The sequence below is a fragment of the Natronospira proteinivora genome (assembly GCF_024170465.1).
Taxonomy (GTDB): domain Bacteria; phylum Pseudomonadota; class Gammaproteobacteria; order Natronospirales; family Natronospiraceae; genus Natronospira; species Natronospira proteinivora.
The window spans coordinates 1,213,238-1,237,264 of sequence record NZ_JALJYF010000001.1; the positions used below are offsets into that span (position 1 = coordinate 1,213,238).

General features: G+C 60.3%; 23 protein-coding genes. 10 read left to right on the top strand and 13 right to left on the bottom strand.

Annotation, left to right across the window (positions count from 1 at the left end; genetic code table 11):
• The 6 genes from J2T60_RS05745 to J2T60_RS05770 form a co-directional block, all read right to left on the bottom strand.
• Entirely contained in the window at window positions 1–603 is a 603-nt protein-coding gene (locus J2T60_RS05745) for a C40 family peptidase (RefSeq protein WP_253446629.1), read from the bottom strand.
• A complete protein-coding gene (gene hutU / locus J2T60_RS05750; protein ID WP_253446632.1) occupies window positions 603–2,270 on the bottom strand; it encodes a urocanate hydratase in 1,668 nt (555 codons plus the stop codon). The genes J2T60_RS05745 and hutU overlap by 1 nt, the downstream gene beginning before the upstream one ends.
• A 233-nt stretch (window positions 2,271–2,503) precedes the next feature.
• Complete coding sequence (gene purL, locus J2T60_RS05755) at window positions 2,504–6,394, bottom strand: phosphoribosylformylglycinamidine synthase (protein WP_253446635.1); 3,891 nt, start codon at window positions 6,392–6,394, stop codon at window positions 2,504–2,506.
• A 98-nt stretch (window positions 6,395–6,492) separates the two neighbouring features.
• The gene (locus J2T60_RS05760; protein WP_253446638.1) at window positions 6,493–7,260 is read right to left on the bottom strand and encodes an MBL fold metallo-hydrolase; all 768 of its coding nucleotides are present in this window, start codon (window positions 7,258–7,260) and stop codon (window positions 6,493–6,495) included.
• On the bottom strand, window positions 7,257–7,586 hold the full coding sequence (locus J2T60_RS05765; RefSeq protein WP_253446640.1) for a DUF1820 family protein: 330 nt from the start codon (window positions 7,584–7,586) through the stop codon (window positions 7,257–7,259). The genes J2T60_RS05760 and J2T60_RS05765 overlap by 4 nt, the downstream gene beginning before the upstream one ends.
• A gap of 151 nt (window positions 7,587–7,737) precedes the next feature.
• Window positions 7,738–8,676, bottom strand: a complete 939-nt coding sequence (locus tag J2T60_RS05770) for a universal stress protein (RefSeq protein ID WP_253446643.1) — start codon at window positions 8,674–8,676, stop codon at window positions 7,738–7,740.
• Between the two features lie 179 nt (window positions 8,677–8,855).
• Between J2T60_RS05770 and J2T60_RS13305 the strand changes: the two genes are divergently transcribed.
• Both J2T60_RS13305 and nadA read left to right on the top strand, forming a co-directional pair.
• Window positions 8,856–10,175 carry a globin-coupled sensor protein gene (locus J2T60_RS13305; protein WP_301288313.1) on the top strand — a complete coding sequence of 440 codons (1,320 nt, stop codon included), beginning with the start codon at window positions 8,856–8,858 and terminating at the stop codon, window positions 10,173–10,175.
• 168 nt (window positions 10,176–10,343) lie between these two features.
• Window positions 10,344–11,372: a quinolinate synthase NadA gene (nadA, locus tag J2T60_RS05785; RefSeq protein ID WP_253446646.1), complete on the top strand. Its 1,029-nt coding sequence runs from the start codon at window positions 10,344–10,346 to the stop codon at window positions 11,370–11,372.
• A gap of 84 nt (window positions 11,373–11,456) precedes the next feature.
• Here the strand turns inward: nadA and J2T60_RS05790 are convergent, their stop codons facing one another.
• From J2T60_RS05790 to J2T60_RS05800, 3 genes are all read right to left on the bottom strand, one after another.
• The gene (locus tag J2T60_RS05790; RefSeq protein ID WP_253446649.1) at window positions 11,457–11,654 is read right to left on the bottom strand and encodes a hypothetical protein; all 198 of its coding nucleotides are present in this window, start codon (window positions 11,652–11,654) and stop codon (window positions 11,457–11,459) included.
• A gap of 113 nt (window positions 11,655–11,767) precedes the next feature.
• Complete coding sequence (locus tag J2T60_RS05795) at window positions 11,768–12,649, bottom strand: dihydrodipicolinate synthase family protein (protein ID WP_253446652.1); 882 nt, start codon at window positions 12,647–12,649, stop codon at window positions 11,768–11,770.
• 36 nt (window positions 12,650–12,685) lie between these two features.
• Complete coding sequence (locus J2T60_RS05800) at window positions 12,686–13,957, bottom strand: NAD(P)/FAD-dependent oxidoreductase (protein WP_253446655.1); 1,272 nt, start codon at window positions 13,955–13,957, stop codon at window positions 12,686–12,688.
• 101 nt (window positions 13,958–14,058) lie between these two features.
• Between J2T60_RS05800 and J2T60_RS05805 the strand changes: the two genes are divergently transcribed.
• Window positions 14,059–15,060 (top strand): 4-hydroxyproline epimerase, encoded by a 1,002-nt coding sequence (locus tag J2T60_RS05805; RefSeq protein ID WP_253446657.1) that lies wholly within the window; start codon window positions 14,059–14,061, stop codon window positions 15,058–15,060.
• 275 nt (window positions 15,061–15,335) lie between these two features.
• On the opposite strand, the gene J2T60_RS05810 is transcribed toward J2T60_RS05805, so the two are convergent.
• On the bottom strand, window positions 15,336–16,532 hold the full coding sequence (locus tag J2T60_RS05810) for an NnrS family protein (RefSeq protein ID WP_253446660.1): 1,197 nt from the start codon (window positions 16,530–16,532) through the stop codon (window positions 15,336–15,338).
• A 179-nt stretch (window positions 16,533–16,711) separates the two neighbouring features.
• Between J2T60_RS05810 and fabA the strand changes: the two genes are divergently transcribed.
• Window positions 16,712–17,227, top strand: coding sequence for a bifunctional 3-hydroxydecanoyl-ACP dehydratase/trans-2-decenoyl-ACP isomerase (fabA, locus tag J2T60_RS05815; protein ID WP_253446662.1), 516 nt, complete (start codon window positions 16,712–16,714; stop codon window positions 17,225–17,227).
• Window positions 17,228–17,699: 472 nt separating this feature from the next.
• Here fabA and J2T60_RS05820 read toward each other — a convergent pair whose 3' ends face one another.
• Window positions 17,700–18,902, bottom strand: coding sequence for an NnrS family protein (locus J2T60_RS05820; RefSeq protein ID WP_253446664.1), 1,203 nt, complete (start codon window positions 18,900–18,902; stop codon window positions 17,700–17,702).
• Window positions 18,903–18,937: 35 nt separating this feature from the next.
• Between J2T60_RS05820 and ubiU the strand changes: the two genes are divergently transcribed.
• The 4 genes from ubiU to J2T60_RS05840 are packed head-to-tail and all read left to right on the top strand — an operon-like array spanning window position 18,938 to window position 21,436.
• Window positions 18,938–19,933 carry a ubiquinone anaerobic biosynthesis protein UbiU gene (gene ubiU / locus J2T60_RS05825; RefSeq protein WP_253446667.1) on the top strand — a complete coding sequence of 332 codons (996 nt, stop codon included), beginning with the start codon at window positions 18,938–18,940 and terminating at the stop codon, window positions 19,931–19,933.
• A 28-nt stretch (window positions 19,934–19,961) separates the two neighbouring features.
• Window positions 19,962–20,834: a U32 family peptidase gene (locus J2T60_RS05830; protein ID WP_253446669.1), complete on the top strand. Its 873-nt coding sequence runs from the start codon at window positions 19,962–19,964 to the stop codon at window positions 20,832–20,834.
• Between the two features lie 36 nt (window positions 20,835–20,870).
• Window positions 20,871–21,101: a DUF3565 domain-containing protein gene (locus J2T60_RS05835; RefSeq protein ID WP_253446672.1), complete on the top strand. Its 231-nt coding sequence runs from the start codon at window positions 20,871–20,873 to the stop codon at window positions 21,099–21,101.
• 50 nt (window positions 21,102–21,151) lie between these two features.
• Window positions 21,152–21,436 carry a hexameric tyrosine-coordinated heme protein gene (locus J2T60_RS05840; protein ID WP_253446675.1) on the top strand — a complete coding sequence of 95 codons (285 nt, stop codon included), beginning with the start codon at window positions 21,152–21,154 and terminating at the stop codon, window positions 21,434–21,436.
• Between the two features lie 40 nt (window positions 21,437–21,476).
• Here the strand turns inward: J2T60_RS05840 and J2T60_RS05845 are convergent, their stop codons facing one another.
• Both J2T60_RS05845 and ubiT read right to left on the bottom strand, forming a co-directional pair.
• A complete protein-coding gene (locus tag J2T60_RS05845; RefSeq protein ID WP_253446678.1) occupies window positions 21,477–22,628 on the bottom strand; it encodes a cytochrome P450 in 1,152 nt (383 codons plus the stop codon).
• A 26-nt stretch (window positions 22,629–22,654) separates the two neighbouring features.
• Complete coding sequence (gene ubiT, locus J2T60_RS05850; protein WP_253446681.1) at window positions 22,655–23,104, bottom strand: ubiquinone anaerobic biosynthesis accessory factor UbiT; 450 nt, start codon at window positions 23,102–23,104, stop codon at window positions 22,655–22,657.
• 129 nt (window positions 23,105–23,233) lie between these two features.
• On the opposite strand from ubiT, the gene J2T60_RS05855 reads away from it, so the two are divergent.
• Both J2T60_RS05855 and J2T60_RS05860 read left to right on the top strand, forming a co-directional pair.
• Complete coding sequence (locus J2T60_RS05855) at window positions 23,234–23,515, top strand: chorismate mutase (protein WP_253446684.1); 282 nt, start codon at window positions 23,234–23,236, stop codon at window positions 23,513–23,515.
• Window positions 23,512–23,967 (top strand): hemerythrin domain-containing protein, encoded by a 456-nt coding sequence (locus tag J2T60_RS05860; protein ID WP_253446687.1) that lies wholly within the window; start codon window positions 23,512–23,514, stop codon window positions 23,965–23,967. The genes J2T60_RS05855 and J2T60_RS05860 overlap by 4 nt, the downstream gene beginning before the upstream one ends.
• Window positions 23,968–24,027 lie beyond the last annotated feature (60 nt).

Sequence of the window (24,027 nt, forward strand, 5' to 3'; positions counted from 1 at the left end):
CTAGTCAAATCGGCCCACACCCGCAAAGCGGGAGGCCCAGTATTGTTTTTCCAGGCTGGCCCAGGATACGCGGCTACCCGGCGACGGAGAATGCAGAAAACGTCCATTCCCTCCGTAGATTCCCACATGGCTGATACTGATTCCATCCACCGCGAAGAAGATCACATCACCTTCTCGCATATTTGTCCGATCCACCGGCTGGGCCTCCCGAAACTGCCGGGTGGTGGTTCGGGGCACCTGGATACCGGCCTGGCGATAGGCATACTCCACCAAGCCACTGCAATCAAAGGCCCTGGGCCCATTGGCACCGAGTCGATAAGGCCGCCCCTTGACGGACAGGGCCGCCTGAACCACCGCTGAGCCGTCACCAGGTTCTGCAGGCATCGACGGCGGTGCCTCTGCCTCTGGCCCCTCCGGCCAACTCAAGGCCCCGCTACGTGCTACCTCGCGGCTGTCCACCACCGGCCCCGGCCAGTTCAACAGGCCACCCCCTTCTCCACCGGATTGGCCGCCCTGTCCCTCCGGCCAGCTGGCGCAGGCAGCCAGCAAGGCCATGCCTGCCAGGGCAGACAACATCCAGGTAAAGCGAGGCCGGGAGGCCATCACCGATCCAGCATGGGCATATCCACGCCCCGCTCCCGGGCAATGGCCTTGGCGTGCTCATAACCGGCATCGGCATGACGCATGACGCCACTGCCCGGATCATTCACAAGCACCCGGGACAAGGCTTTCTCTGCCCGCTCACTGCCGTCCGCCACGATCACCACACCGGAATGAATGGAATAGCCCATGCCCACACCCCCACCGTGGTGGAGGCTTACCCAGGAGGCGCCCCCGGCGGTATTCAGCATGGCGTTTAGCAGAGGCCAGTCCGCCACCGCATCACTCCCATCCGCCATGCCTTCGGTCTCCCGGTTGGGCGAAGCCACCGAACCGGAATCCAGATGGTCCCGACCGATAACGATCGGTGCCTTGAGCTCGCCCTTGCGAACCATTTCGTTGAAGGCCAGGCCCAGCTGGTCCCGCTCCCGATAGCCCACCCAGCAGATCCGGGAGGGCAAACCCTGAAACTGGATTCGCTCGGCCGCCGCATCCATCCAACGCATCAGCTCCGTATTTTCGGGAAACAACTCCTTGACCTTCTTGTCGGTCTTGTCGATATCCTCTGGATCCCCCGACAGTGCCACCCAACGGAAGGGCCCCACCCCCTCACAGAATCGAGGCCGGATATACAGCGGCACAAAGCCCTTGAAATCAAAGGCATTCTCAACACCGGCATCCTGGGCCATGGCCCGGATATTGTTGCCGTAATCGAAAGCAGGCACGCCTTTCTCATGGAAGCCGAGCATCGCTTGAACCTGGGCAGCCATGGAAGCCTTGGATTTTTCAACGTAGGCCCGGGCATCCTGCTCCCGCAGCTTTGCCGCCTCTTCCAGGGAATAACCCACCGGAATATAGCCATTCAGGGGATCATGGGCCGAGGTTTGGTCAGTCACAAGATCGGGATATCGATTGCCGGCCAGAATCTGGGGAAAGACTTCGGCAGCGTTGCCCAAGAGACCGATGGAACGGGCTTCACCTTCTTCCAGCGCCTCATCCAGCAAGGCAAAGGCCTCATCCAGGCTGTCCGCACGGCAGTCCAGATAGCCGGTTTCCAGACGCTTGTTGATCCGGCTGACATCCACCTCAACCGAGATGGAAGCCAGGCCGGCAATAGAGGCAGCCATGGGCTGGGCCCCGCCCATACCGCCCAGACCGCCAGTAAGCAGCCAACGCCCGGCCGGGTCTCCCTTGAAATGCTGGCGAACCGCTTCGGCAAAGGTTTCATAAGTACCCTGAACAATCCCCTGAGAACCGATATAAATCCAGGAGCCAGCCGTCATTTGCCCGTACATCATCAGGCCCTGCTTATCCAGCTCATGGAAATGATCCCAATTCGCCCATTTGGGTACCAGGTTGGAATTGGCGATCAAGACGCGGGGAGCCGACTCATGGGTCCGGAACACGCCCACCGGCTTGCCGGACTGAATCAGTAGGGTTTCATCATCCTCCAGGCGTTTAAGGGTATCGACGATGGCATCAAAACATTCCCAGTTCCGTGCTGCTCGGCCAATACCGCCATAAACCACCAGTTCCTTAGGGTTCTCTGCAACCGCTGGATCCAGATTATTGTGCAGCATCCGCAATGCGGCTTCCTGAACCCAGCCCTTACAACTCTTCGCTGCCCCCATCGGCGCATGCAATTCCACGTCTCGAAAACGCTGAGTCACGGTTCAACTCCCTAATCAAGGAAAAATCAGTGACTTATTGTACCAGCGCCGGGCTGCGTCCCAAGTGCTGTGGATTATGGCCTCCAAATCCGAACCTACCCGAGCTGAACTCAAGCTGCTTCAGATCATGCACGAGAAAGGCATCGTCACCCGGGAGAAGGACCAGCACGGCAAAGCTTGTATAAGAAGCCCCGCCCTTTCGAAGCGGGGTTCTCCTCTTTTCGGCCGCTGACTCAGGCCAGCCAGCGGCGGGCGTTACGAAACATCCGCAACCATGGCCCGGCATCACCCCGCCACTCCTCCGGGCGCCAGGAATGATTCACCATGCGTGTAATCCGCTCCGGGTGGGGCATCATGATGGTCGCTCGGCCATCCGCCGTGGTCAGCCCGGTAATGCCATCCGGTGAGCCATTGGGATTGGCGGGGTAAGACGTGGCCACCTGGCCCTGGTTATCCACATAACGCATGCTGACCAAGCCCTCGGCTTCCACCGCCCGGCGATCCGCCGCCTGGGCGAACTCGGCCCGACCTTCACCATGGGCAATGGCGATGGGCAGGCGGGAGCCCTCCATGCCGCTCAGGAACAGGGAGGGGCTTTTCACCACTTCCACCAGGCTGTAACGGGCCTCGAATTGCTCGGAGCGATTACGCAAAAAGCGCGGCCAATGCTCGGCCCCCGGAATCAGCTCGTTCAGGGCAGACAGCATCTGACAGCCATTGCAGACCCCCAAGGCAAAATGGTCGGGATTGCTGAAAAAGCGGGAGAAGATTTCCCGGGCCTGGTCGTTATAGAGAATGGACTTGGCCCAGCCTTGCCCGGCACCCAGCACATCCCCGTAGGAGAAGCCGCCACAGGCGACCAGGCCCTGCATGGCGGAAAGCTTTTCGCTGCCTTCCAGGATGTCGTGCATATGCACGTCCACCGCCTCGAAACCGGCCCGATGAAAACTGGCGGCCATTTCCACATGCCCGTTCACGCCCTGCTCGCGCAACACCGCCACCCGGGGCCGGCTGCCGGTATTCACAAAAGGTGCGGCCACATCGTCTGCCGGATCGAAACTCAGTTCGGGCTGCATGCCCGGGTCGGCTGAATCCAGAATGGCCGCCAGTGCCTCATCGGCACAGACCGGGTTATCACGCAGGGACTGCATGCGATGGCTGACCCGACTCCAGCTGGACAGCCAATTAAACAGGGATGCCTCACTCAGGGTTTGATCCCCCTGGGCCAGGCGGATCAGCTGATCATTTCGGGGCCGACCCAGACCATGCAGGCAGTCATCCAGGCCCACCTGGGCAAAGGCGGTCATCAGCGCTTCCCGGTCCGCATCCGCCACCTGGATCACCGCGCCCAGCTCTTCGTTAAACAGGGCTGCCAGGGCATCGTCCCCCAAACCTTCGAGGTTGGCGTCCAGGCCACAACGCCCGGCAAAGGCCATCTCGGCCAGGGTGGCCAGCAAGCCGCCGTCAGAGCGATCGTGATAGGCCAGGATTCGATCCTCGGCCAGCAGGGACTGGACCGCTTCGAAGAAAGCGGCCAAATCATCGGACTGGTCCAGGTCCGGGGCCGTCTGGCCAAAGCCTTCATGTACCTGAGCCAGAATGGAGCCGCCCAGGCGATTCTGGCCTCGACCCAGATCCACCAGGAAGAGTTCGCTGTCGCGGCGGGGCAGAAGCTGTGGCGTGACGCTGCGGCGCACATCCGTCACCGGGGCGAAGGCCGAGACGATCAGTGACACCGGCGAAACCACACTGTGGGCCTGGCCGTCTTCCTCCCAGCGGGTTTTCATGGACAGGGAGTCCTTGCCCACCGGAATAGTCAGGCCCAGCTTGCTGCAGAGCTCGTGACCCACCGCCTTGACCGTATCGAAGAGAATGGCGTCTTCCTGTTCGTGGTTGGCGGCCGCCATCCAGTTGGCGGACAGGCGGATCTTGCGCAGATCGCCGATATGGGCCGCGGCGATATTGGTCACCGCCTCGGCCACCGCCATGCGACCGGAGGCCGGCCCGTTAATCACGGCCAGGGGACTGCGTTCGCCCATGGCCATGGCTTCGCCGGTAAAGCCCTCATAGCCCGACAGGGTCACGGCGCAATCGGCCACCGGCACCTGCCAGGGGCCCACCATCTGATCCCGGACGCTTAAGCCGCCCACGGTGCGATCGCCAATGGTGATCAAAAAGCGCTTGTCGGCCACAGTGGGGTGGGACAGGACCCGCTCTATGGCTTGGGCCAGATCCAGACCCTGGGTATCAAAGGGCAACGGCCGGGGACTGGGCCGCCAGCTGTCCCGGGACATCTTGGGGGTCTTGCCCAGCAAGACCTCCATGGGCATGTCCACCGGCTGATTGCTGAAATGGGAGTCCACCACCGTCAGGCGGGGATCTACCGTGGCCTCGCCCACATCGGCATAGGGGCAGCGCTCCCGATCACAGATGGCATCAAAGCGGGCCATGTCCTCGGCAGCCACCGCCAGCACGTAACGCTCCTGGGCTTCATTGCACCAGATTTCCATGGGCGACATGCCCGGCTCCACACTGGGAATCTGGCGCAGGTCGATGCGCCCGCCCCGCCCGGCATCGTCCAGGATCTCGGGAATGGCATTGGACAGCCCGCCCGCCCCCACGTCGTGAATGGAGAGAATGGGGTTTTCCCCACCCTGGGACCAGCAGCGATCAATCACTTCCTGGCAACGGCGTTGAATCTCCGGGTTGTCCCGCTGTACGGAGGCAAAATCCAGCTCGGCATCGCTGCTGCCGCTGGCCACCGATGAGGCCGCACCACCGCCCAGACCGATCAACATGGCCGGACCGCCCAGTACCACCACCCGGGCACCGGCCGGCACGGTCTGCTTTTCCACATGCCCATCGCGAATATTGCCCATGCCGCCGGCGATCATGATGGGCTTGTGATAGCCGCGCACCGGGGCCTCGCCGGCCTCGGCCTGCTGTTCAAAGCTGCGGAAATAACCGGCCAGATTGGGCCGGCCGAATTCATTGTTGAATGACGCCGCCCCGATGGGCCCGTCCAGCATGATGTCCAGCGCCGAGGCAATACGGTCCGGGCGACCATGGTCCTGCTCCCAGGCGGCTTCCGCCCCCGGAATACGCAGATTGGAGACCGAGAAACCGGTCAGGCCGGCCTTGGGCTTGGCACCGATGCCGGTGGCCCCTTCATCCCGGATTTCGCCGCCGGAGCCGGTTGCCGCCCCCGGGTAGGGGGAGATGGCAGTGGGATGGTTGTGGGTCTCCACCTTCATGATGATATTCGCCGGCTCTTGATGCAGGCGATAGACCCGCTGGCTGTCGGGGAAATAACGAGCCGTTTCATAACCCGCCACCGCCGCGGCATTGTCGCGATAGGCGGACAAGACCCCCTCGCTGTTGGCGCGGTAGGTATCGCGGATCATGTCGAACAGGCTCTGGGCCTGGGCCTCGCCGTCAATGGTCCAATCGGCATTGAAGATCTTGTGCCGGCAATGCTCGGAATTGGCCTGGGCGAACATCATCAGTTCCACATCGGCCGGGTCCCGGCCCAGCTTGCCGAAGCTGTCCACCAGGTAGTCCACTTCATCGTCGGACAAGGCCAGCCCCAGGCACCGGTTGGCTTCCTCCAGGGCCTGGCGTCCCTGGTCCAGCACCGGCACGGTGGCCACTGGGGCCGGCTCGGCTTGGCGGAACAGGGCGGCGGCCTGCTTGAGATCGCTCAGAGCCGACTCGGTCATGCGGTCATGGAGGGCAGCGGCCACGGTCTGCCATTGGGCATCATCAAGCGAGTCATCGGCGAATACCCGATAACGGACACCGCGCTCGATGCGGCGGATATCATCCAGCCCGCAACGATGCAGAATATCGCTGGCCTTGCTGGACCAGGGCGACAAGGTTCCCAGGCGCGGTGTCACCCAGATGGTGGCGGCCTCCCCTTCCCGGCCGTCGGCGGCAGGCGAACCGTCATCCAGCAACCGCCCCAGCAGGGTGCGTTGATCGTCATGCAGTTCGCCATCAATGTCGGCGAGGTAGAACCAGTCAGCAGTGATGTCTTTCAGCTGTGGCAGCTTCTCGCGCAGGGTGGTAGTGAGTTTCTCGAGGCGAAAATCGGACAGGGCGCTGCCGCCGGGAAAATGCTGCATGTCGGATACTCTGGCGCTGTTGTGGGGAAGGTGCGGGAAAGCGGGAATTTTACCGGAGGCGGGCGACTCGGGCCAGTGGGCAAGGGGCCCGCCGACCGCTAGATTTCATACCAATCGCTGGGCTTGTCCTGTCGGGCCACTTCAATTCGCTCATCTGCCCAGCCCAAGGGGCCGGCCAGGGTCTGGCGGGCCAGCTCAAAGGCATTGTTCTTCTCGCTGATGTGAGCGGCCACCAGGCGCTCCAGCTCAGCCGTGTCGCCGGCTTCCAGAAAGGCCCCAGACTGGCCGTTGCTCAAATGACCGAAAGGACCGCCCACCCGCTGTTTCAAGCTGGATGGGTAAGGCCCGGCCGCCAGCATCCCCGGATCGTGATTGGCTTCCAGCACCATCATCTGGCAGCCGGCATAACTGCGAAGCACATGGGGAGTGATATGGCCGAGGTCGGTGAGCAGGCCCATGCGGGCATGACCATGCTGAAAGACGAACTGCACCGGCTCCCGGGCATCGTGGGGGACGGCAACCGGCTGAATGCCCAGGCCACCCAACTCAAAGTCACCATGGGCGGAAATCAGACGCCAGTCCACATCCGCCTCATCATCCACGGCCAGGCGGGTGCCATGGGTGGCGAAAACCGGCAGGCCGTGTTTTCGGGCCAACCGCCCCACCCCGCTGGCATGGTCGGCATGCTCGTGGGTCAGCAAAATGGCGTCCAGCTGAGCCGGATCCCGGTCCAGCACCGCCATTCGGCGGGCAATCTCCCGGGCCGAAAAGCCGCAGTCCACCAGGATCCGCGCCGAGCCGGCTTCCACCAGCAGGGCATTGCCGCGGCTGCCGCTACCCAGAAAGGCGAAACGCAGGGCCGTCACTGGCCGCCCTTGCCCGGTCCCGGGCCGTAAACGGGGAACGGTGTCACATTGCCGCTGCCTTCGCTGATTCGGGCGGTGCCACGACGGGACACCTGGTCAATGCGAACAATGGCGTGCATGGGCAGCAATGTGCTCTGGACCCCTTCAAATTCATCCCGGAGCTTTTCCTCGCTGGGATCCACGACCACAGTACTGCGCTCGCCGAAGAGGAAACCGCCAATTTCCACGAAACCAAAGAGATGGCCCTGGTTAACGTGTTCGGCGTAGAGCTCGTAAACCTTGTCCTGATTGTGAAAAACAACCCGAAAAATGCGTTCTTTGGCCATGATTTTGTCCTGCGATTGCCGGAACCGCCTAAGGCAAGGCGCGAGAGTTTACCATGAGCACCAAAACGATCGGCAGGAAGCCATCCGTGGCGAGATCCGGGTGGATCGAGAACGGGAGCGGCTAATCGCCACTCCGTTCCCGACCGATCCCTTATTCGTCTTTCAGTTTCTCGTAATCGCTGACAAAACCATCCGGCTTGACCGCCAGCACGTCACAGCCCACCTGATCCAGGATAGCCTCCGCGGTACTGCCAATCACCGCCCGCTTGAGACCACGCCGATTCACGGTGCCCAATACCAGCAGATCCGCCCGGATATCATCCGCCAGTACCGGAATCACCTTCTCCGGCGCCCCCTCTCGTTGATGAACGTGGCTGGTGTCCACCCCGCTCCCTGAGCAGGCTTCATCCAGAGCCTGTCGCTGGGACTCGCGATAAGCCTTATGGGCAGATTCGACAGTATCCACCTCAGCGGCCATATGCTGGCCCAGCAGGCTGGGCAAGGCTTCCATGGCATGCCCCACATGTAACTCGGCTTGATACAGCTCGCTCATGCCTTGGGCGGCGTCCAGAATACTGCCGTCCAGGCTTTCCGGCTTGCCCCAGGCATGCATGGGATCCAGCGCTGCCAAGACCCGTTGAATGCTGGGCGAAGGGCGGGACTGAACAAGCATCAAGGGTACTGGACAATGACGCAGCAAACGCCAGTCCGCCGGCGCCCAGCCCTTGCGCGGCCCAGTCTCGGCATCCTTCACGATCAAATCCGGGGTCAATGCCAGGGCCATCTTGATGATCTCGCGGGAGATCGAATCCGCCCAGATCACTTCTCCGTGAACCTTGAGCCCCTCCGCCTTGAGCGGTTCCATCTGCTTCTGAAGCCATTGGCGGCGATCGGCCACATGGTCGGCGATGGCACGATCCACAGTTTCACGGCGGGCAAAGGGATTGCGGCCCACTGACTTGTCCCAGGCCAGAACGAATAGACTGAGCTCGGCGCCGGAACGGCGGGCCATATCCACGGCCCGGTCCAGCGCACCTCCTGTGGGACCATCATCCCGGATGGCGGCGGCAATATGCTGAATCTGCTTCATGATCACTCCTGAAATCCCGTTATAGGGGCAATTCTACGCCTTCAGCCCAGTCTCGCATGCTGACCCAGATCAATCGAGGACCAATCATCGACGGCAGGAACCAAGTTACATTCGAACCCTCTAAAGTTTTAAAATTGATTGCCGTCATATAGAAATATACCCAGAGTTAATTTAAACCCATGAGTCTTTCATCCAATCTACACATTAACAAAACCAATCTCGCCGAGCGCCTGTCCTTTCTCAAGCTGGGGTCAGACGAAATTGCGATGCTTGCCCGATTGGACCGCTGGATGGCCCGTCGCGCGCCCTTGATTGCCCGGCGTTTCTATGATTTCCAATTCAGCCACGCCCTGTCACTGCGCTTTTTTCGGGCCTATTGCGAACGACGCGGTACTCGCCTGGAGCATCTGCGGAATCACCTGGAAGCCGCCCAGAGCCAATACCTAAAGGACATTACCCAACATGCTCGAGAAGGGGGGCTGGGTTTGGCTTACTTCGAAAACCGCCTATCCATTGGCAAGCTCCACAATGACATCGGCCTACCCATGAAGCTGTACTTGGGCTCCTATTCCCTATACCGGGAATTGATCGACCAACAGCTGTGGCGGGATTTTTTCTGGCGCCCCTTTTTCCGTCGCCGAGCCATGGTCGCCCTGGATCGAACACTATTGCTGGACATGCAGGCAGTCACCGATGGCTTTCTCATGGATGTACTCAACACCCTGGACATGAGTCACCGCATCCAGGTTCATGATGAAAAGAATGACCTCACTGATCACATTATCGATTACAAGGACCATATGCGCTCCATGCTCTCGGGCATGGGCCGCACGGCCAATGACCTGGAGCGGACATCCGATGAACTCGGACGAATGATCGAATCCCTTTCCAGCGGCGCCCAGGAAGAAGCCGCCGCCATCCAGCAGATGAATGCCAATCTTCAGGGTATTGAGCAGCTGACCCGGGACAATGAGGCCCGAACCCGGCAGGCGGCCCGAACAGCCACCGGGCATGGTGACGATCGTGACAATGCCGTCGCCGCCATGGAAGAAATCCGGCACTCCTCCCAGGAGATCACCAGCATTGTGGAAATGATCAATGACATCGCCTTCCAAACCAATCTGCTGGCGCTGAACGCGGCCGTGGAGGCAGCCCGGGCCGGCCATGAAGGGCGGGGCTTCGCCGTCGTGGCCACCGAGGTCAAGCGCCTCTCCGACCGCACCACCGAATCGGCGGCCCGCATCCGCCAGCTGATTGAACGCTCTGCAACCACCATTGAGCAGGGCAGCAGCTATGTACAGCAGGTGTCCGGGCAAGTGGAGGAAATCGCCGCCGCCCTTGCCGAACAGAGCAATGCCATCGGTGAACTGAGCGGGGCGGCCCGGGAAATTGACAGCACGGCCCAGTCCAATGCCTCGGAATCCGGGCGCCTGCAGGACCTCGCCGGCGAGCTGAAACAAAGAGCCACGCAACTACAGGGCACTCTGGGCCACGTTTGAACGGCACGGAAACCGCCGGAATCAATGGAAGTCACACCTGTCTTATCCCGTGAAAGGCACTGGAGTTGACCCGGGTCAAGGCACAGGGACCGCCTAGCTGGCACGCTCCGCGCAAGGATCGGAATGGTGTAAAATCGCGCCCGGATGAATGAGCAAGGTGATAAAACCATGAGTGATGTTCACAAGCAGGCGCTGCCTGAAGCAACCCCGGAACTGCTGGAAAGTCTGAAACCAGTCTACGAGAAGGTCCGGCATGTGATTCCGGAGGTGGAATGGGCGGTGCATGCCCCCTACGTGGCACGCATCAACGAGCTGAAGAAAACGCGCAATGCAGCGATTCTGGCTCATAACTACCAAACGCCGGATATCTTCTACGGGGTCGCCGATATCACCGGTGATTCCCTGGGCCTGGCCCGGGACGCGGCCAAGGTGGACGCCGATGTCATCGTCCAGTGCGGGGTGCACTTCATGGCCGAGACCTCCAAGATCCTGGCGCCGGAAAAGACCATCCTGCTGCCCGACATGGATGCCGGCTGCTCCCTGGCAGAGGGCATCACCGGAGCCGATGTGCGCCTGCTCAAGGAGCGCTACCCGGGTGTACCGGTGGTGGTTTATGTGAATACCTCCGCTGAAGTAAAAGCCGAAGCCGACATCTGCTGCACCTCCTCCAATGCCGTGGAAGTGGTGGAGTCCCTGGGTACCGACCGGGTGATCTTCGCCCCGGACAAATACCTGGGCCAATGGGTGGCTTCACAAACCAATGTGGAGATCATCCTTTACGAAGGTTCCTGCGAGGTACATGAGCGCTTCACCGGGAAGGAAATCGAGAGCTATCGTCAACAGCACCCGGGAATCTATGTACTGGCCCATCCGGAATGCCCCCAGGACGTCCTCAAGGAAGCAGACTATGTGGGCTCCACCGGCCATATGATCAAGCACCTGGACGAGACCCGTGCGAAGCAGGTGGTGATGATCACCGAATGCTCCATGAGCGACAACGTGGCCGCCGAGCATCCCGAGAAGGACTTCATCCGGCCATGCAACCTCTGCCCCCATATGCAGCGGATCACCCTGCCCAAGATCCTGCAGGCCCTGGAGAACATGGCACCGGAAGTGACCGTCCCGGAGAAAGTCATCGCCGGAGCGCGGGATTCTCTTCAGCGGATGCTGGAGGTGGGCAAGAAGCAGGCGGCCTAAGCCGCAAAAGGCAAGCTGAAATAAAAAAGGCCGCTCTATTCAGAGCGGCCTTTTTTCATCCGGCACTTAGTCCGCGCACATCAGCTACGCCGCCTGGGTTTCCATTCCTTCGCGAATCCGATCCGCAATATAGGCATTCACCTCGGTGACGCCATGTTCCTTGACCAGCGAGAAGTATTCACGCATCAGTACCGGATCACTCTGGATACGGATGAACACCTGCTGGGAAATGGGCCCGGAAAAACGCTCCAGGAGTCGATTCGCAAACTGGTTCAGGTCCATGACGGTCTCCTTTGCCAGGAAAAGTTTGGGCTGTCAGACTCAGAATAGCCCGAAAACACAAAAAGTCAACAATTTCTGGCATTTGGAGAGACTACCTAATAGAGCACTCTAAACTACTCACCATTAAAACTTTCCATAAGCTTATGAAAATTCTCAACTTCTGAGTCATCGAGCGGCAACAGGGGCTGGCGCACATCTCCCACGGGTAGCTCAAATCTGAGCCCGGCACCGAGCTTCGCTTTCTGGTTGTAGGCGCCCGATTCCATGCTCTGGATCACCGGCAACATGCCCCGCATGCCTTCCCGCAAGCCAGCCTGATCACCAGCGGCGGCCAGGCGTAGTAATTCCGCCTGTTCGCGGGGGAAAATATTCGCCGAGCCACTGATCCAGGTCTCCACGCCCCACCACAGATGATCCGCTGCCTGATCATCACAGCCGCAGATCAGACGGAAATCCCCCAGATCCTGCCCCATCAGGGACAGGAGGCGACTCATATCCCCACTGCTTTCCTTGATACCCACAATACTCGGATGGGCAGCCAGGGCCTTGACGGTCTCTTCCTCAATGGTCACCCCAGCCCGGTCGGGAAAGTCATAAAGGATCAGGTCCAAGGGCGTGGCATCGGCCACCACCTGGAAATGGGACTCGATCTCGTGCTGCTGGGGCAAGCTATAAGCGGGTGGCGACATCATCAGGCCGTCGCATCCCAAATCCTCGGCCTGCTTTGCCCGGCGAATCCCCTCCGCCGTGTTGAGGGCATTGATGCCGGCAACCACCGGCATGCGGCCATTCACCCGGGCCACAACACGTCGTATCAAGGTCTCCCTCTCCTCGTCGTCTAGGGTGTAGTACTCGCCCGTGGTGCCACCAACAATCAAACCGGCAACACCGGACTCAATCTGTATTTCCACCAAAGCATCCAGAGTGGAAAAATTGAGGTGATTATTGTCATTAAAAGGCGTGATGAGGGGTGTGAAAAGACCCTTGAGTTGCATGACAGTCTCCTTGACGGTGAATAAAAACGGATTCGTTCAACCCTTCGGACGACCAAATCGGCTGAGACGATAGGGCTCAATAGAAACCGGTGGGGGCCCACCCTCGGCTAAATCGCGCACAATGCGGGCGGTAAAGGCGGCCTGGGTCAGCCCCAAGTGGTGATGACCAAACGCCAGCAGTAGACGGCCATTGGCCCCAATGCGATCAATGACCGGCAAGCAATCCGGCAGGGTGGGCCGAAACCCCATCCAGGGTTCGGCCTGATCATCATCCAAGTCCCGGGCCAACAGCTGATTGGCATGAGTGCGAAGCACCCAGGCGCGGCGCCAGTTGGCGGGGCGCTCCAGACCAGCAAACTCCACGGTACCGGCCAGGCGCAAGCCCCCCTGCATGGGTGTCATGATGAAGCGCCGTTCCGCCGAAGCAATGGCCATGGGCAGACGATCGCTTTCAGCCGGCAACATCAGGTGATAGCCCCGTTCGGTATCCAGCGGCGGATTGACACCGCTGGCCTGGCGGACCAGGTTCCGGGAGTGGGCCCCGCAGGCCAGAAGCAGCTGGCTAGCTCGATACGGGCCTTTATCCGTCTCCACCCGGACCGTATCGGCTGAAACCGTCAGATCCCCGGCCTCAGCCTGAACAAAACGGGCCCCCTGCTCCCGAGCCGCCACCCAGATATGCTCCAGCAGCATCAGCGGGTCGGCCACATGCCCGGTGGCGGTGAAATGCAGGGCCCCCAGCACCGAATGGCCCAGCGCCGGGACCCGCTCCCGGGCCTCGTCTCCATCGATGGCCGTCACCGGGATATCGCATGCCTGCATTTGTTTCATGGCCCGCTGGAGCTTTCGCTGGGTGGCAGGTCGTTCAAAGACCGTCAGCGATTCCCGACTGCGAATCAGATCCTGGCCGCCGCTGCGACCCAGCAAGTCTTCCCAGGCGGCCAGGCTGTTGCCACTGAGCTGGGCCAAGCCCTCCATGGTCCGACGCTGCTGTGCCGGGCGCATGTTCAAGAGCATTCGAAACAACCAGGGGGTGATGCGATGGGCATATCGCCAGTCGATGGCCAGTGGCCCCAAAGGATCCAACAACAGCTTGGGTACCTGCCAGAGAATGGAGGCATCCGCAACGGGAAAGATCTGTTCGGTGGCCAGATGTCCGGCGTTACCCTGGGAGGCGCCGGCCCCCGGGTACTCTTTATCCATAAGCAAGACTCGGCGCCCGGCACAACTCAGTTCATAGGCCGCCGTAACCCCGATGATGCCTCCGCCAATAATCACGATATCTTCTAGCTGATCCGTATCGGACATGGTTTCTTGTTTTCCTGATCAATTGAAAGCCAACCGCCACTTGCTCCGACCACGGTCAGCTGTAATCCTACCGCCCTGGCTCACACAATCCGACCCCGACCATGAAACTAGGCACTTTCTTCTGCATCGACGCCCATACCTGCGGTAATCCGGTCCGACTGGTGACCAGCGGCTATCCGAACCTTCGGGGCCGGACCATGAGCGAAAAACGCCAGGATTTCCTGGCCCATCATGACTGGATTCGCCAGTCCCTGATGTTTGAGCCCCGGGGCCATGCCGTGATGTCCGGTTCCCTGCTGCTGCCGCCCTGCTCCGATGATACCGATGCCTCGGTACTGTTCATCGAAACCAGTGGCTGTCTGCCCATGTGCGGTCACGGGACCATCGGCACCATCACCGCCGGCATCGAATCCGGCCTGCTCAAGCCCCGAATCCCGGGCCGGGTCAGTCTTGATGTCCCGGCCGGCCGGGTGGATGCCGAGTACTGGATGGAAGACGAACGGGTGGATAGCGTCCGGATTCGCAATGTGGCCAGCTATCTGGCCCATCGCGATGTGCCCATCCAGGTTGAAGGCCTGGGCGAGCTGCGGGTGGATATCGCCTACGGCGGCAACTTCTACGCCATCGTCGAACCTCAAGCCAACTGGGCGGGCCTGGATCGGATGAGCGCTGACGAGATCCTGCATTTCTCACCGCTCGTCCGCCAGGCGGCCCATGAGGCCGTGGAGTGCGTGCACCCGGATGACCCCACGGTCAGCGGCGTTTCCCACACCATGTGGACGGACGCTCCGCGTGCCGAGGGGGCCCACGCCCGTAATGCGGTCTTCTACGGTGAACGGGCCATTGACCGTTCACCCTGCGGTACCGGCACCAGCGCGCGGATGGCCCAACTGGCCGCCCGCGACCGATTGCAGCCCGGCGAGGACTTTGTTCATGAAAGCATCATCGGCAGCCTTTTTCACGGCCGGATCGAGGACAGCACCCGGGTGGGTGAACACCCCGCCATCATTCCCAGCGTGAAAGGCTGGGCCCGGATCACCGGCCACAACACCATTTTCGTGGATGACAGCGACCCTTTCTGGCAGGGCTTCGAGGTCCGCTAAGTCCCCTAAAACGGATCCTTTCATGCCCTTGGTGTTCACTTGTCATTTTAAAATCCAACACGAAGGGCACGAAGGTTTTTAATGGCTGCCGTAGGAGCGAATTTATTCGCGAATGAGCCTGAAACCGCCTTCATTTCCTCCGATAACCAATCGCGGATGAATCCGCTCCTACGGTGCCTCGGCTGTGGCCCCACCCCACAAAACCTTCGTGCCCTTCTGCCGTTCTTCGTGCCCTTCGTGTTGGCTTTTTAAGACATCGGCCCAGGAAAGACCCACTACCCCGGTCGGCCATCGGCGCGGGGGCTGGTGAGGATGGGTAGATAGGCGATGGCAAAGATCAGCCAGGCCAGGATCCAGAAAAGCGCTGAGCTGCCAAATAACCATTGCATGGGGATGGGCGTCGAAAAGCCGGTCATCAGCCGCAGTACCGCCGCCAGAGTGACCAGTACAAACGCTACCGTAATCCACGCCGTCGCCTGAATCGGGCGGCCCGTATGCCCCAAGGAAACCCGTGCCAGCATGCCCAGGCCCAGGGCACCCAAGGCCCCCACGCTGACCGCATGCCCGGCCGTGGAGTAAGGCGTCCAGTCAAAGGCCAGACTCCCGGCGCGCAAGAAAAGGGAAACGGCCAGCCAGAGATAGCCCAGGTGCAGAATCCACAGCATGGGTTCCGGCCACGTCCCCCAGCTACGCCAGAGGGTCAGCTGCATCATCAACAGCACCGCAGCCCCCACCATCAAGGGAATGGCCATCACATTGAAGCCCAGATGATAGGCCGCCAGACCACCAAGAATGGTTATCGGTGCCGCCACGACCATACTCGCAGACCGCCGAACCGCCAGGTGGGGCAAGCGCCGTTCCGTGAAGAAAGGAATAATGCGTTGGCCCATAACCACCATGAGCAGCAACATCAAGTCCAGGCCACTGCGCATCATGGCAAAACGCCATTCCGGCAGCACCCCCAAAGCCGACAACTGAAAGACGGTGGCGGCCAATGCCACGCCGCCGAGAATGGGAATAAAGCGGTAATTGCGGCGATTACCGGCACGCAGCAGGCTGAGACTCAGCAGAAGCGTCGCCCCCCAGAGTGCGACTCCATCCCCAAGCAGCACCAGCGCCAGTGGGATGAGCTCGGGCAGAAAACCACCCAAGCGGGCCAGCAGCCAGCCAAGGAAGAGAACCAGGGTCGGCCCTGGCGAGGCAACGGTCCGGCCAATCCAGTTAGCGGAAGCGGTCAGCAGAAAACCGATCACAATGGCCCCGGCGAAACCGAACACCATGTGGTAGCCATGCCAGAGAAAGGGATTCCCCGACAGATTCATGCTGCCACTGGCCAGCATGCCGCCCCACCAGGCCCCGTGGAAAACAGCGAACCAGGCCGCGGCCAGAAAGAATACCCGGAATGGCTGATGAAACAGCACGGGCCAGGGCATACCCCGGGTCCTCGCGTCCATGGATGGGGTGCTGCTCATGTCATTTCTCCCGTCCCGATGTTGGGAATTGGCGCAGCCCGGAGTCTGCACCGAAAAGGCCGAGAGAAAACATGACCGGGATCAAAGAATTGACGCCAAGGACGGTATTGGCCACCATACCCCGCTTGAACCGGGCCCCAATGGCCCGCTCGGCAACCCATAGCCATTGAGACCGACCCATGAGTGAACGCCCCAACAGCCTGGATTATGATCAGTTGATTGAATGCGCCGAAGGCAAGATGTTCGGCCCCAAAAACGGGCGCCTGCCCCTGCCCCCCATGCTCATGTTCGACCGGATTGACGAAATCCGTGACGAGGGCGGGGAATACGGCAAGGGCATTATTCGCGCCACCTTGAACATCAATCCCGACCTCTGGTTCTTCCAGTGTCATTTCAAGGACGATCCGGTCATGCCGGGCTGCCTGGGCCTGGATGCGCTTTGGCAGCTAGTGGGCTTTTACCTGGTCTGGGAAGGCAATCCGGGGCGGGGTCGCGCCCTGGGCGTTGGCGAGGTGAAATTCACCGGCCAGGTGATGCCCGACGCCAAGGTGGTGGAATACCGCATCGATATGCGCCGGGTAATCCGCCGGGGCCTGAACATGGCCATCGCCGATGGCCAAATGAGCGTGGATGGCGAGGTGATCTACACCGCCAAGAACCTGCGCGTGGGCCTGTTCGGGGCTGACGAGGTCTGATACCACTCCCTGGTCTCCGTCTCCCTCCTTCAAACTAGGTGGCATTGGTCCGCTTGATTTTTAATACGGAGATCACGGAGGGACACGGAGTTGCTGTAGGAGCGAATTTATTCGCGATTGGGCTCTAAGCCGCCATCGTGCCATCCGGTAGCCAATCGCGGATGAATCCGCTCCTACGATTTGAATGATCGGCTCCTCCCTGAACCTCGCCCCTTCGGGGCCTTCCGCGTTTCGGAAGTTCAAAAGCGTTCCATACGCTTTTGTCTTGCCGCGAGTTGGTCTTTCCCGAGCCCCGTCGCGCCAGGAATGGCGCTCCCACAGAACACCCTTCTTCACCCTCCTCCGTGATCTCCGTGTCAAAACCCAAAGGCACTAAATACCGCCCAGACCAAGCAGTTACCCCCTTCGTGCCCTCCTGCCTTTCTTCGTGTCCTTCGTGTCCGAATTTCAAATAGACAAAACCCCACCAAGCTCAATCCCGCCGATGCTGTAGAAGCTTGGGCGCAAAGCCCAGAGTGAAAATCAAAAAGGCCAGAATCCAGGCGATGGCCGAGAGGCTGTAACCCCATTGGGGCGGCATGATGGCCGGCCAGGCGGCCAGCAGGCGGGGGATGGCGGCAAGGGCTATCAGCGCAAAGGCAGGCACCAGCCAAAGGGGCGCGCGGATCTCATGGCCGCCATGCCCCTGGGTGACCCGGGCCATCATTCCCAGGGTCAGGCAGCCCATGCCACCGACCGTGATCGCATGGACAGTATCTGAGAAGGCCATCCAGTCCCAGGCAAGGGAGCCGCCCCGGAGAAACAGGGCCAGCCCCAGCCAGAAATACCCCAGATGAAGGATCCAGAGCATGGGGTGCCGCCGGGTGCCCCAGGGCGACCAATAGAACAGACGAGCCATGAGAAAGCAGCCCGCGAACCAGCTGAACATGGCGGCCACCCCACCCGGAACCAGCCAGGTAAGGACCACCGAAATCACGACGAAGGCGGTGGCGTAAAAACCCAGCCAGTCGGGATCCATCACATCCAGGTTGGGGAGCTTGCGCTGGGTAAAAAAGGGAATCACCCGCCCGCCCATGATGACCATCAGGATCAGTACCAGATCCACCGCAGCCCGCAACAGCCAATCCTGCCAGTGAGGAATCACCTCGATAAAGGACAGCTGTACCAGAATCGCCGCCAAAGCCAGGCCACCGGTAATGGGCAGAAAGCGCAGATTGCGCCGATTCCCACTCAACCACAAAACTCTGGCCAGGGCGAGCGTCAAGCCACCCAGCACCAGGCCGTCACCGATCAGCACCAGCAGGGGTGACAGTCCCAACAAGGCGGCCAACCGGGCCAGTAACCAAGCCAAAAACAAGAACAGCAATCCCGGTGCATTGACGCTGCGATATCCGGTCCAGTTCTCCGAAGCGGTCAGAATGAAACCGCAAATTACTGCAGCGGCAAAGCCAAACAATAACTCATAGCCATGCCAGGCAAAGGAAATCGGAGCGGGTATCGTCCACAGACCCTGGAGATGGGCCAGCCACAGCAGCATATGGATGACCGCATACGCAGCGGCGCCCAGAAAGAACAAACGATAAGGCTGTCTCAAAACGGAATGCATAAAGGGTTTCCCGGCACGGGCAGTGAACACCTTGACCACCGTCAAGGACGACAACAGGCTCATCAACATACTCTGCCTCTCTCATTCAGTCGAGGGAGTGTGTCATGGACCTGGTCTGCCCGGCAGGCAGTTTGCCCGCCCTCAAGGCTGCCGTGAATGCCGGGGCGGATGTGGTGTATCTGGGGCTCAAGGATGCCACCAATGCCCGTCATTTCGCGGGGCTGAATTTCACGCCCAAACGCATTCGCGAAGCCGTGGCCTACGCCCACGCCCGAGGCAGCAAGGTGTATATGGCCATCAACACCTATGCCGACCCTGCTGGCGTTGCGCGTTGGCGCAATGCCGTGGATCAGGCCGCCGATCTGGGAGCCGACACCCTGATTCTGGCGGACACCGGGGTGCTGGACTATGCCGCCCGCAAACATCCCGACCTGCCCCGGCATCTGTCGGTACAGGCTTCGGCCACCACCCGCCAGGCCCTGGACTTCTACCATCGTCACTTCGGCATCCGGCGCGCTGTCCTGCCCCGGGTACTGGCGGTTCAGCAGGTCCGGGCCCTGGCCGCCGACACGCCGGTGGAACTGGAAGTCTTTGCCTTCGGCAGTCTCTGCATCATGGCCGAGGGTCGCTGCCAACTCTCCTCCCATGTCACTGGCCAGTCCCCTAATATGGCCGGGGTCTGCTCCCCCGCCGCCCATGTCCGCTGGCAGGAAGAGGGGGACATTCTGAAATCCCGACTCAATGAAAAGCTCATCGACCGTTTCGAAAAGCAGGAACGGGCCGGCTACCCCACCCTCTGTAAGGGCCGCTTCCTGACCAACGGACAACGCCACCATGCCCTTGAGGCCCCCACCAGCCTCAATACCACCGAATTATTGCCGGAGCTCAAGGCCATGGGGATTGCCGCGGTCAAGATTGAGGGCCGTCAGCGCAGTCCAGCCTATGTGCAGGCGGTGACGCGAGTCTGGCGAGAACTGCTGGATTCCCTGGATCGCAATCCGGAGGGCTTCAAGCCGGCTCCGGAGGGACAAAAAACCCTGTCCCGGCTTTCGGAAGGCAGCCAGACTACCCTGGGTGCCTATGCCAGAACCTGGCAGTAATGAAACAACTTGGATCAGGAGGGTTTGAATGCGCATCAGCTTGGGACCGGTATTGTATTTCTGGCCGCGGGATAAGGTCTTTGACTTTTATCGGCAGGCGGCGGATTGGCCCGTGGAACGGATTTATCTGGGCGAGACCGTCTGTTCCAAGCGCCGGGAACTGCAACTGGACGACTGGCTGGAGATCGGCGCTGAGCTTACCGAGGCCGGCAAAGAAGTTCTGCTGTCATCATTGACCCTGATTGAAGCCCGTTCCGAGGCCGGTGTGCTTAAGCGCCTCTGTGACAGCGGTGTCCGCATTGAGGCCAATGACTATTCCGCCGTGGCCATGGCTGAAGAACGGGGCCTGCCCTTTGTCGGCGGTCACAGCCTCAATCTCTACAATCGGCCCGCCATTGACGTGCTCAAGCGTGCCGGTATGTTCGCCTGGGTGCCGCCACTGGAAATGAACCGGGAACAACTGGCCCAGGTTATTGAAATCGACCCCGGCATCGAGACCGAGGTCTTCGCCTTCGGTCGCATGCCCCTGGCCTGGTCGGCCCGCTGCTTTGCCGCCCGTGCCCATAACCGGCCCAAGGACGACTGCGGCTTTGTCTGCATGGACTACCCGGACGGCCTCAGCCTGAAAACCCAGGAAGAAGAAGACTTCCTCGTGATCAACGGCATTCAGACCCAATCCCATCAATGCTTAAATCTTATCCAACACCTACCAGAACTAAACCGCATGGGTGTGAACTGGATTCGACTGAGCCCTCAGTCCCGATATATGAATGAGATCGTAAAGTGCTGGCAGCAGGCTATTGATGGTGACATTACAATGAAGCTTGAGACCCAATGGTTGCCTGGCGCCCCCGTTGACGGATACTGGCGGGGAATGCCCGGGATGACGGCAAGTCTCTGAACAGAAGGACAGGCAGAGCAACTGCACGGATGAGAGATGACTCAATCCAAGACTGATAATCAGCGCCCACCTCGGGCCATTATCGGCTTCCATCGTGACGAGGAAGACCATTGGGTGGCAGACCTGATATGCGGCCATACGCAGCATGTCAGACACCTGCCGCCGTGGATCAACCGTCCCTGGGTGATGACGGAAGCCGGTCGAGCTCGAATGATGGGTTATCGCCTTCGCTGCAAACAATGCCTGGACGAGGGAAAAACCGGATGAAACATAGCATAAGACACTGGAAGAGGAGATTGGGTATGAAACCGATATGGATGACAACCCTAATTTTCCTGGCTTTGCTGCTGAATTCACCGCTTCATGCCGAAGAGGCAGAAAGCTGGCTGCCCAGTCTGCAGACCCAAACACCGGAAGAAGGATTCCAGTTGGCGCTGACACTGGCCCGCAAGGGGGTGACCGAGACCCAGGGGGACCCAGAAGTTCTGCACGGGGAGCGTCCGAAATATTCGCAGGACGCGGAAAGCCTGATTGCGGCTTCCCAGGTGGTGGCCACCCACTTCCAGACCATTGCCGCAGCCAATGACTACTGGCGGGATTGATGGCGTTGTTACCTAGCAACGGGCAAGACTACAACGGCAGTCAAGTCATACGAATCGATACCGGCAATCGGGCAAAGCCGCTGGCCGGAAATACGGCCAGCTCCGCCTGACCCCGACGGGCCGGTTGCAGATCCTTGATCTGCGTTAACAGGGATTCCATAAACACCCGTAACTCCATCCGGGCCAGGCCGGCCCCGGGACAGACATGGATGCCTGCGCCATAGAGCAGATTGTCGGCCGGGCTACGATCGAAGCACAACTCATCAGGCGCCTTGTGGGCTTCAGGGTCTCGGTTGGCGGCCACCCAATTCAGGGACAGCCGCTCTCCTTTTCGAATCAGGCGACCACCCAGTTCTACATCCCGGGTAGCCACGCGCCGATTAGCCCCCAGCGGGCCATGGCGGCGGAGGACCTCGTCAACAGCCATGGGTATATGGGCTGGACTGCGCTTCAACCACGACAACAATCCAGCCTCCTGAATCAGGACATCCACCAGAATCCCCACGGAAGCAGAAATGGTCCCCACCTCGCCCACTGTCCAGTTGCGCAGAAGACTGGTGATGGCCTCTCGATCCAATGGCTGGCCATTGACGCGCTCATGCATCAGGGCTGCTGTTAGATCGGATTCCGGCGGAGCATCCTGACGGGCATCCAGAAGCTCGTCCACCATGGCACGGAAATCCACCGCAATGCGGGCCATGGCCGGCCGGTCGGCGGCCAGCGTGGCTGCATGATTGCGATGGTTCCAGTTGATAAGACGATCGGCATAGGTGCTTGGCCAACCTAGAAATTTGCACTGGGCCCGGGCGGCAAAGGGCAGAGCCAAGTCCGCCATGACCTCGGTTTCATCCTCTCGGATCTTTGCCAACAGCGCCCGAGTTATGTCACGAACACGGGGCTCAAAGGCCCTGATCCGTTCTGGGAAGAAATAGGGTTCGATCATTGCCCGGTAGGGGCCATGCTCCGGTGGGTCCATGCCGTTGGGGACGGAGATATGTCGGGACACTGCATTGCTGAAACTGTCGTGATCATGGAGCACGCGCAAGACATCGGCATGCCGAAAGAGCGACCATCCCTGATAATCACTCCAAGCCACCGGACAACGTCGACGCATCTCATCATAAGCGGCCCGCTGATCCCGCTGGACCACGGAGGCGCGAGGGTCCCAATCGGGCTGGCGCTTCTGCTTCATGGAATGCTCCGTAAAAGCAATTATCTTCAAGATACCCAGGCGGCACCGAAGGCCACGGCCCGGCGAAGCGGCAAGGGCAGCTCTTCCAGTTCAATACTGTCCAGAAGGTTCTTCACCAGCAATCCCATCTCCGTATCCCCTTCCACGGTCAGCCGGCGCTCGAAGAACAGGGTATCCGGATCCTCACGGCGGCTGGCCAAGAGTAGAAATTCCCGCACACCCCCCGTCACCGTCACTGCGGGACGGCCCCGCCCCAGGAGCTTGATCCGATCGTTCTCCAGAGTCAGGAACCAGTGCAGGCCGATATCGGAAATGGCCACTTCCACCACTTCCCCCCGGAGGAAGTCCAGATCGCCATCTTCAATCGACTCGGCCAGTACATTCTGCAGCAGCGGCTCCATGATCAGAGCCTGGCAACGTATGGGGGTGTATTGCACCGGCAGTCTCAACAACTGAGGAAAGGATTGCATGAACATGGCTATCTCACGCTTCAGGGCAGAAGCACACTATCCGGGATGCCATCTGATGTTTCCTTGACCCGGGTCAATTCAGCACCCCCCTCATTGGCGCTAGGATAATCCGTCATTCCCGGCGGGAGAGATGGGATGCGTGAACTGGATATCAAACAGCTACGAGATACGGTCGACGAGCTGGACGCCCAGTTGGTCCAACTCCTGGCCCAACGCATGCAAGGCGTCGAACAGATTCAATCCCTGAAACGGCTCAGCGGACAGGCCTGTCGGGAAGCCGAACGGGAAGCCGATATAATTCGACGCATCCACAGTACCGGGCGACGGCAGGGCCTGGACCCGGACTGGCTGGAATCACTCTTCCGAAAGTTATTCGAATTTTCCGAGCGTTTTGCCCGGGAGGAAGTGACGCCATGAAACGCAGCCCTACCCTCCAACCTCTTTCGCGGGAGCATAATACGGCACTCAAGCTGGCCCGGGATGCTCGCCAGGCCGCCGCCCACGGGAGCGAGAAGGAAGTAGCCGGGGTATGGCGGCGCCTCTGCCGTACCTGGTTCACCGAGATGGCCAGTCATTTCCGCGCCGAGGAGGAGCTGCTCTTCCCCCTGCTCCAGGCACAGGGCGAGACCGAACTGGTAAAGCAGCTTTTACGCGAACATCAGGCCATGCGACGAACCCTGGAGGATGCCAATCGCCAGGATCGCGCCCGGCTGGATGCGATTGGCAATGTGCTAAACGATCACGTTCGACGGGAAGAACGGGAAGCCTTCCCGAAGCTCGAAGCTTACCTGAGCCCGGAGACTGCGGAGAGAATTGACCATGGTCTGGCACTCACCCTGGCGTCTTTGAAGGAGAAACAGGCGTCCTGATGACGCAACAGGCCGTTTTCTGATACTAATTAGTGGACCCAGGCCGCTTGGAAACCCAAA

Coding starts and splice junctions, on each gene's coding strand:
- J2T60_RS05840 (WP_253446675.1), top strand. CDS start 21,152: ATGACAACCCTAATTTTCCTGGCTTTGCTGCTGAATTCACCGCTTCAT.
- J2T60_RS05860 (WP_253446687.1), top strand. CDS start 23,512: ATGAAACGCAGCCCTACCCTCCAACCTCTTTCGCGGGAGCATAATACG.
- purL (WP_253446635.1), bottom strand. CDS start 6,394: ATGCAGCATTTTCCCGGCGGCAGCGCCCTGTCCGATTTTCGCCTCGAG.
- J2T60_RS05745 (WP_253446629.1), bottom strand. CDS start 603: ATGGCCTCCCGGCCTCGCTTTACCTGGATGTTGTCTGCCCTGGCAGGC.
- J2T60_RS05830 (WP_253446669.1), top strand. CDS start 19,962: ATGCGCATCAGCTTGGGACCGGTATTGTATTTCTGGCCGCGGGATAAG.
- ubiT (WP_253446681.1), bottom strand. CDS start 23,104: ATGTTCATGCAATCCTTTCCTCAGTTGTTGAGACTGCCGGTGCAATAC.
- J2T60_RS05810 (WP_253446660.1), bottom strand. CDS start 16,532: ATGAGCAGCACCCCATCCATGGACGCGAGGACCCGGGGTATGCCCTGG.
- J2T60_RS05820 (WP_253446664.1), bottom strand. CDS start 18,902: ATGTTGATGAGCCTGTTGTCGTCCTTGACGGTGGTCAAGGTGTTCACT.
- J2T60_RS05770 (WP_253446643.1), bottom strand. CDS start 8,676: ATGAAGCAGATTCAGCATATTGCCGCCGCCATCCGGGATGATGGTCCC.
- J2T60_RS05855 (WP_253446684.1), top strand. CDS start 23,234: ATGCGTGAACTGGATATCAAACAGCTACGAGATACGGTCGACGAGCTG.
- J2T60_RS05835 (WP_253446672.1), top strand. CDS start 20,871: ATGACTCAATCCAAGACTGATAATCAGCGCCCACCTCGGGCCATTATC.
- ubiU (WP_253446667.1), top strand. CDS start 18,938: ATGGACCTGGTCTGCCCGGCAGGCAGTTTGCCCGCCCTCAAGGCTGCC.
- J2T60_RS05795 (WP_253446652.1), bottom strand. CDS start 12,649: ATGCAACTCAAGGGTCTTTTCACACCCCTCATCACGCCTTTTAATGAC.
- fabA (WP_253446662.1), top strand. CDS start 16,712: ATGAGTGAACGCCCCAACAGCCTGGATTATGATCAGTTGATTGAATGC.
- J2T60_RS05790 (WP_253446649.1), bottom strand. CDS start 11,654: ATGGACCTGAACCAGTTTGCGAATCGACTCCTGGAGCGTTTTTCCGGG.
- J2T60_RS05805 (WP_253446657.1), top strand. CDS start 14,059: ATGAAACTAGGCACTTTCTTCTGCATCGACGCCCATACCTGCGGTAAT.
- nadA (WP_253446646.1), top strand. CDS start 10,344: ATGAGTGATGTTCACAAGCAGGCGCTGCCTGAAGCAACCCCGGAACTG.
- J2T60_RS05845 (WP_253446678.1), bottom strand. CDS start 22,628: ATGAAGCAGAAGCGCCAGCCCGATTGGGACCCTCGCGCCTCCGTGGTC.
- J2T60_RS13305 (WP_301288313.1), top strand. CDS start 8,856: ATGAGTCTTTCATCCAATCTACACATTAACAAAACCAATCTCGCCGAG.
- J2T60_RS05800 (WP_253446655.1), bottom strand. CDS start 13,957: ATGTCCGATACGGATCAGCTAGAAGATATCGTGATTATTGGCGGAGGC.
- J2T60_RS05765 (WP_253446640.1), bottom strand. CDS start 7,586: ATGGCCAAAGAACGCATTTTTCGGGTTGTTTTTCACAATCAGGACAAG.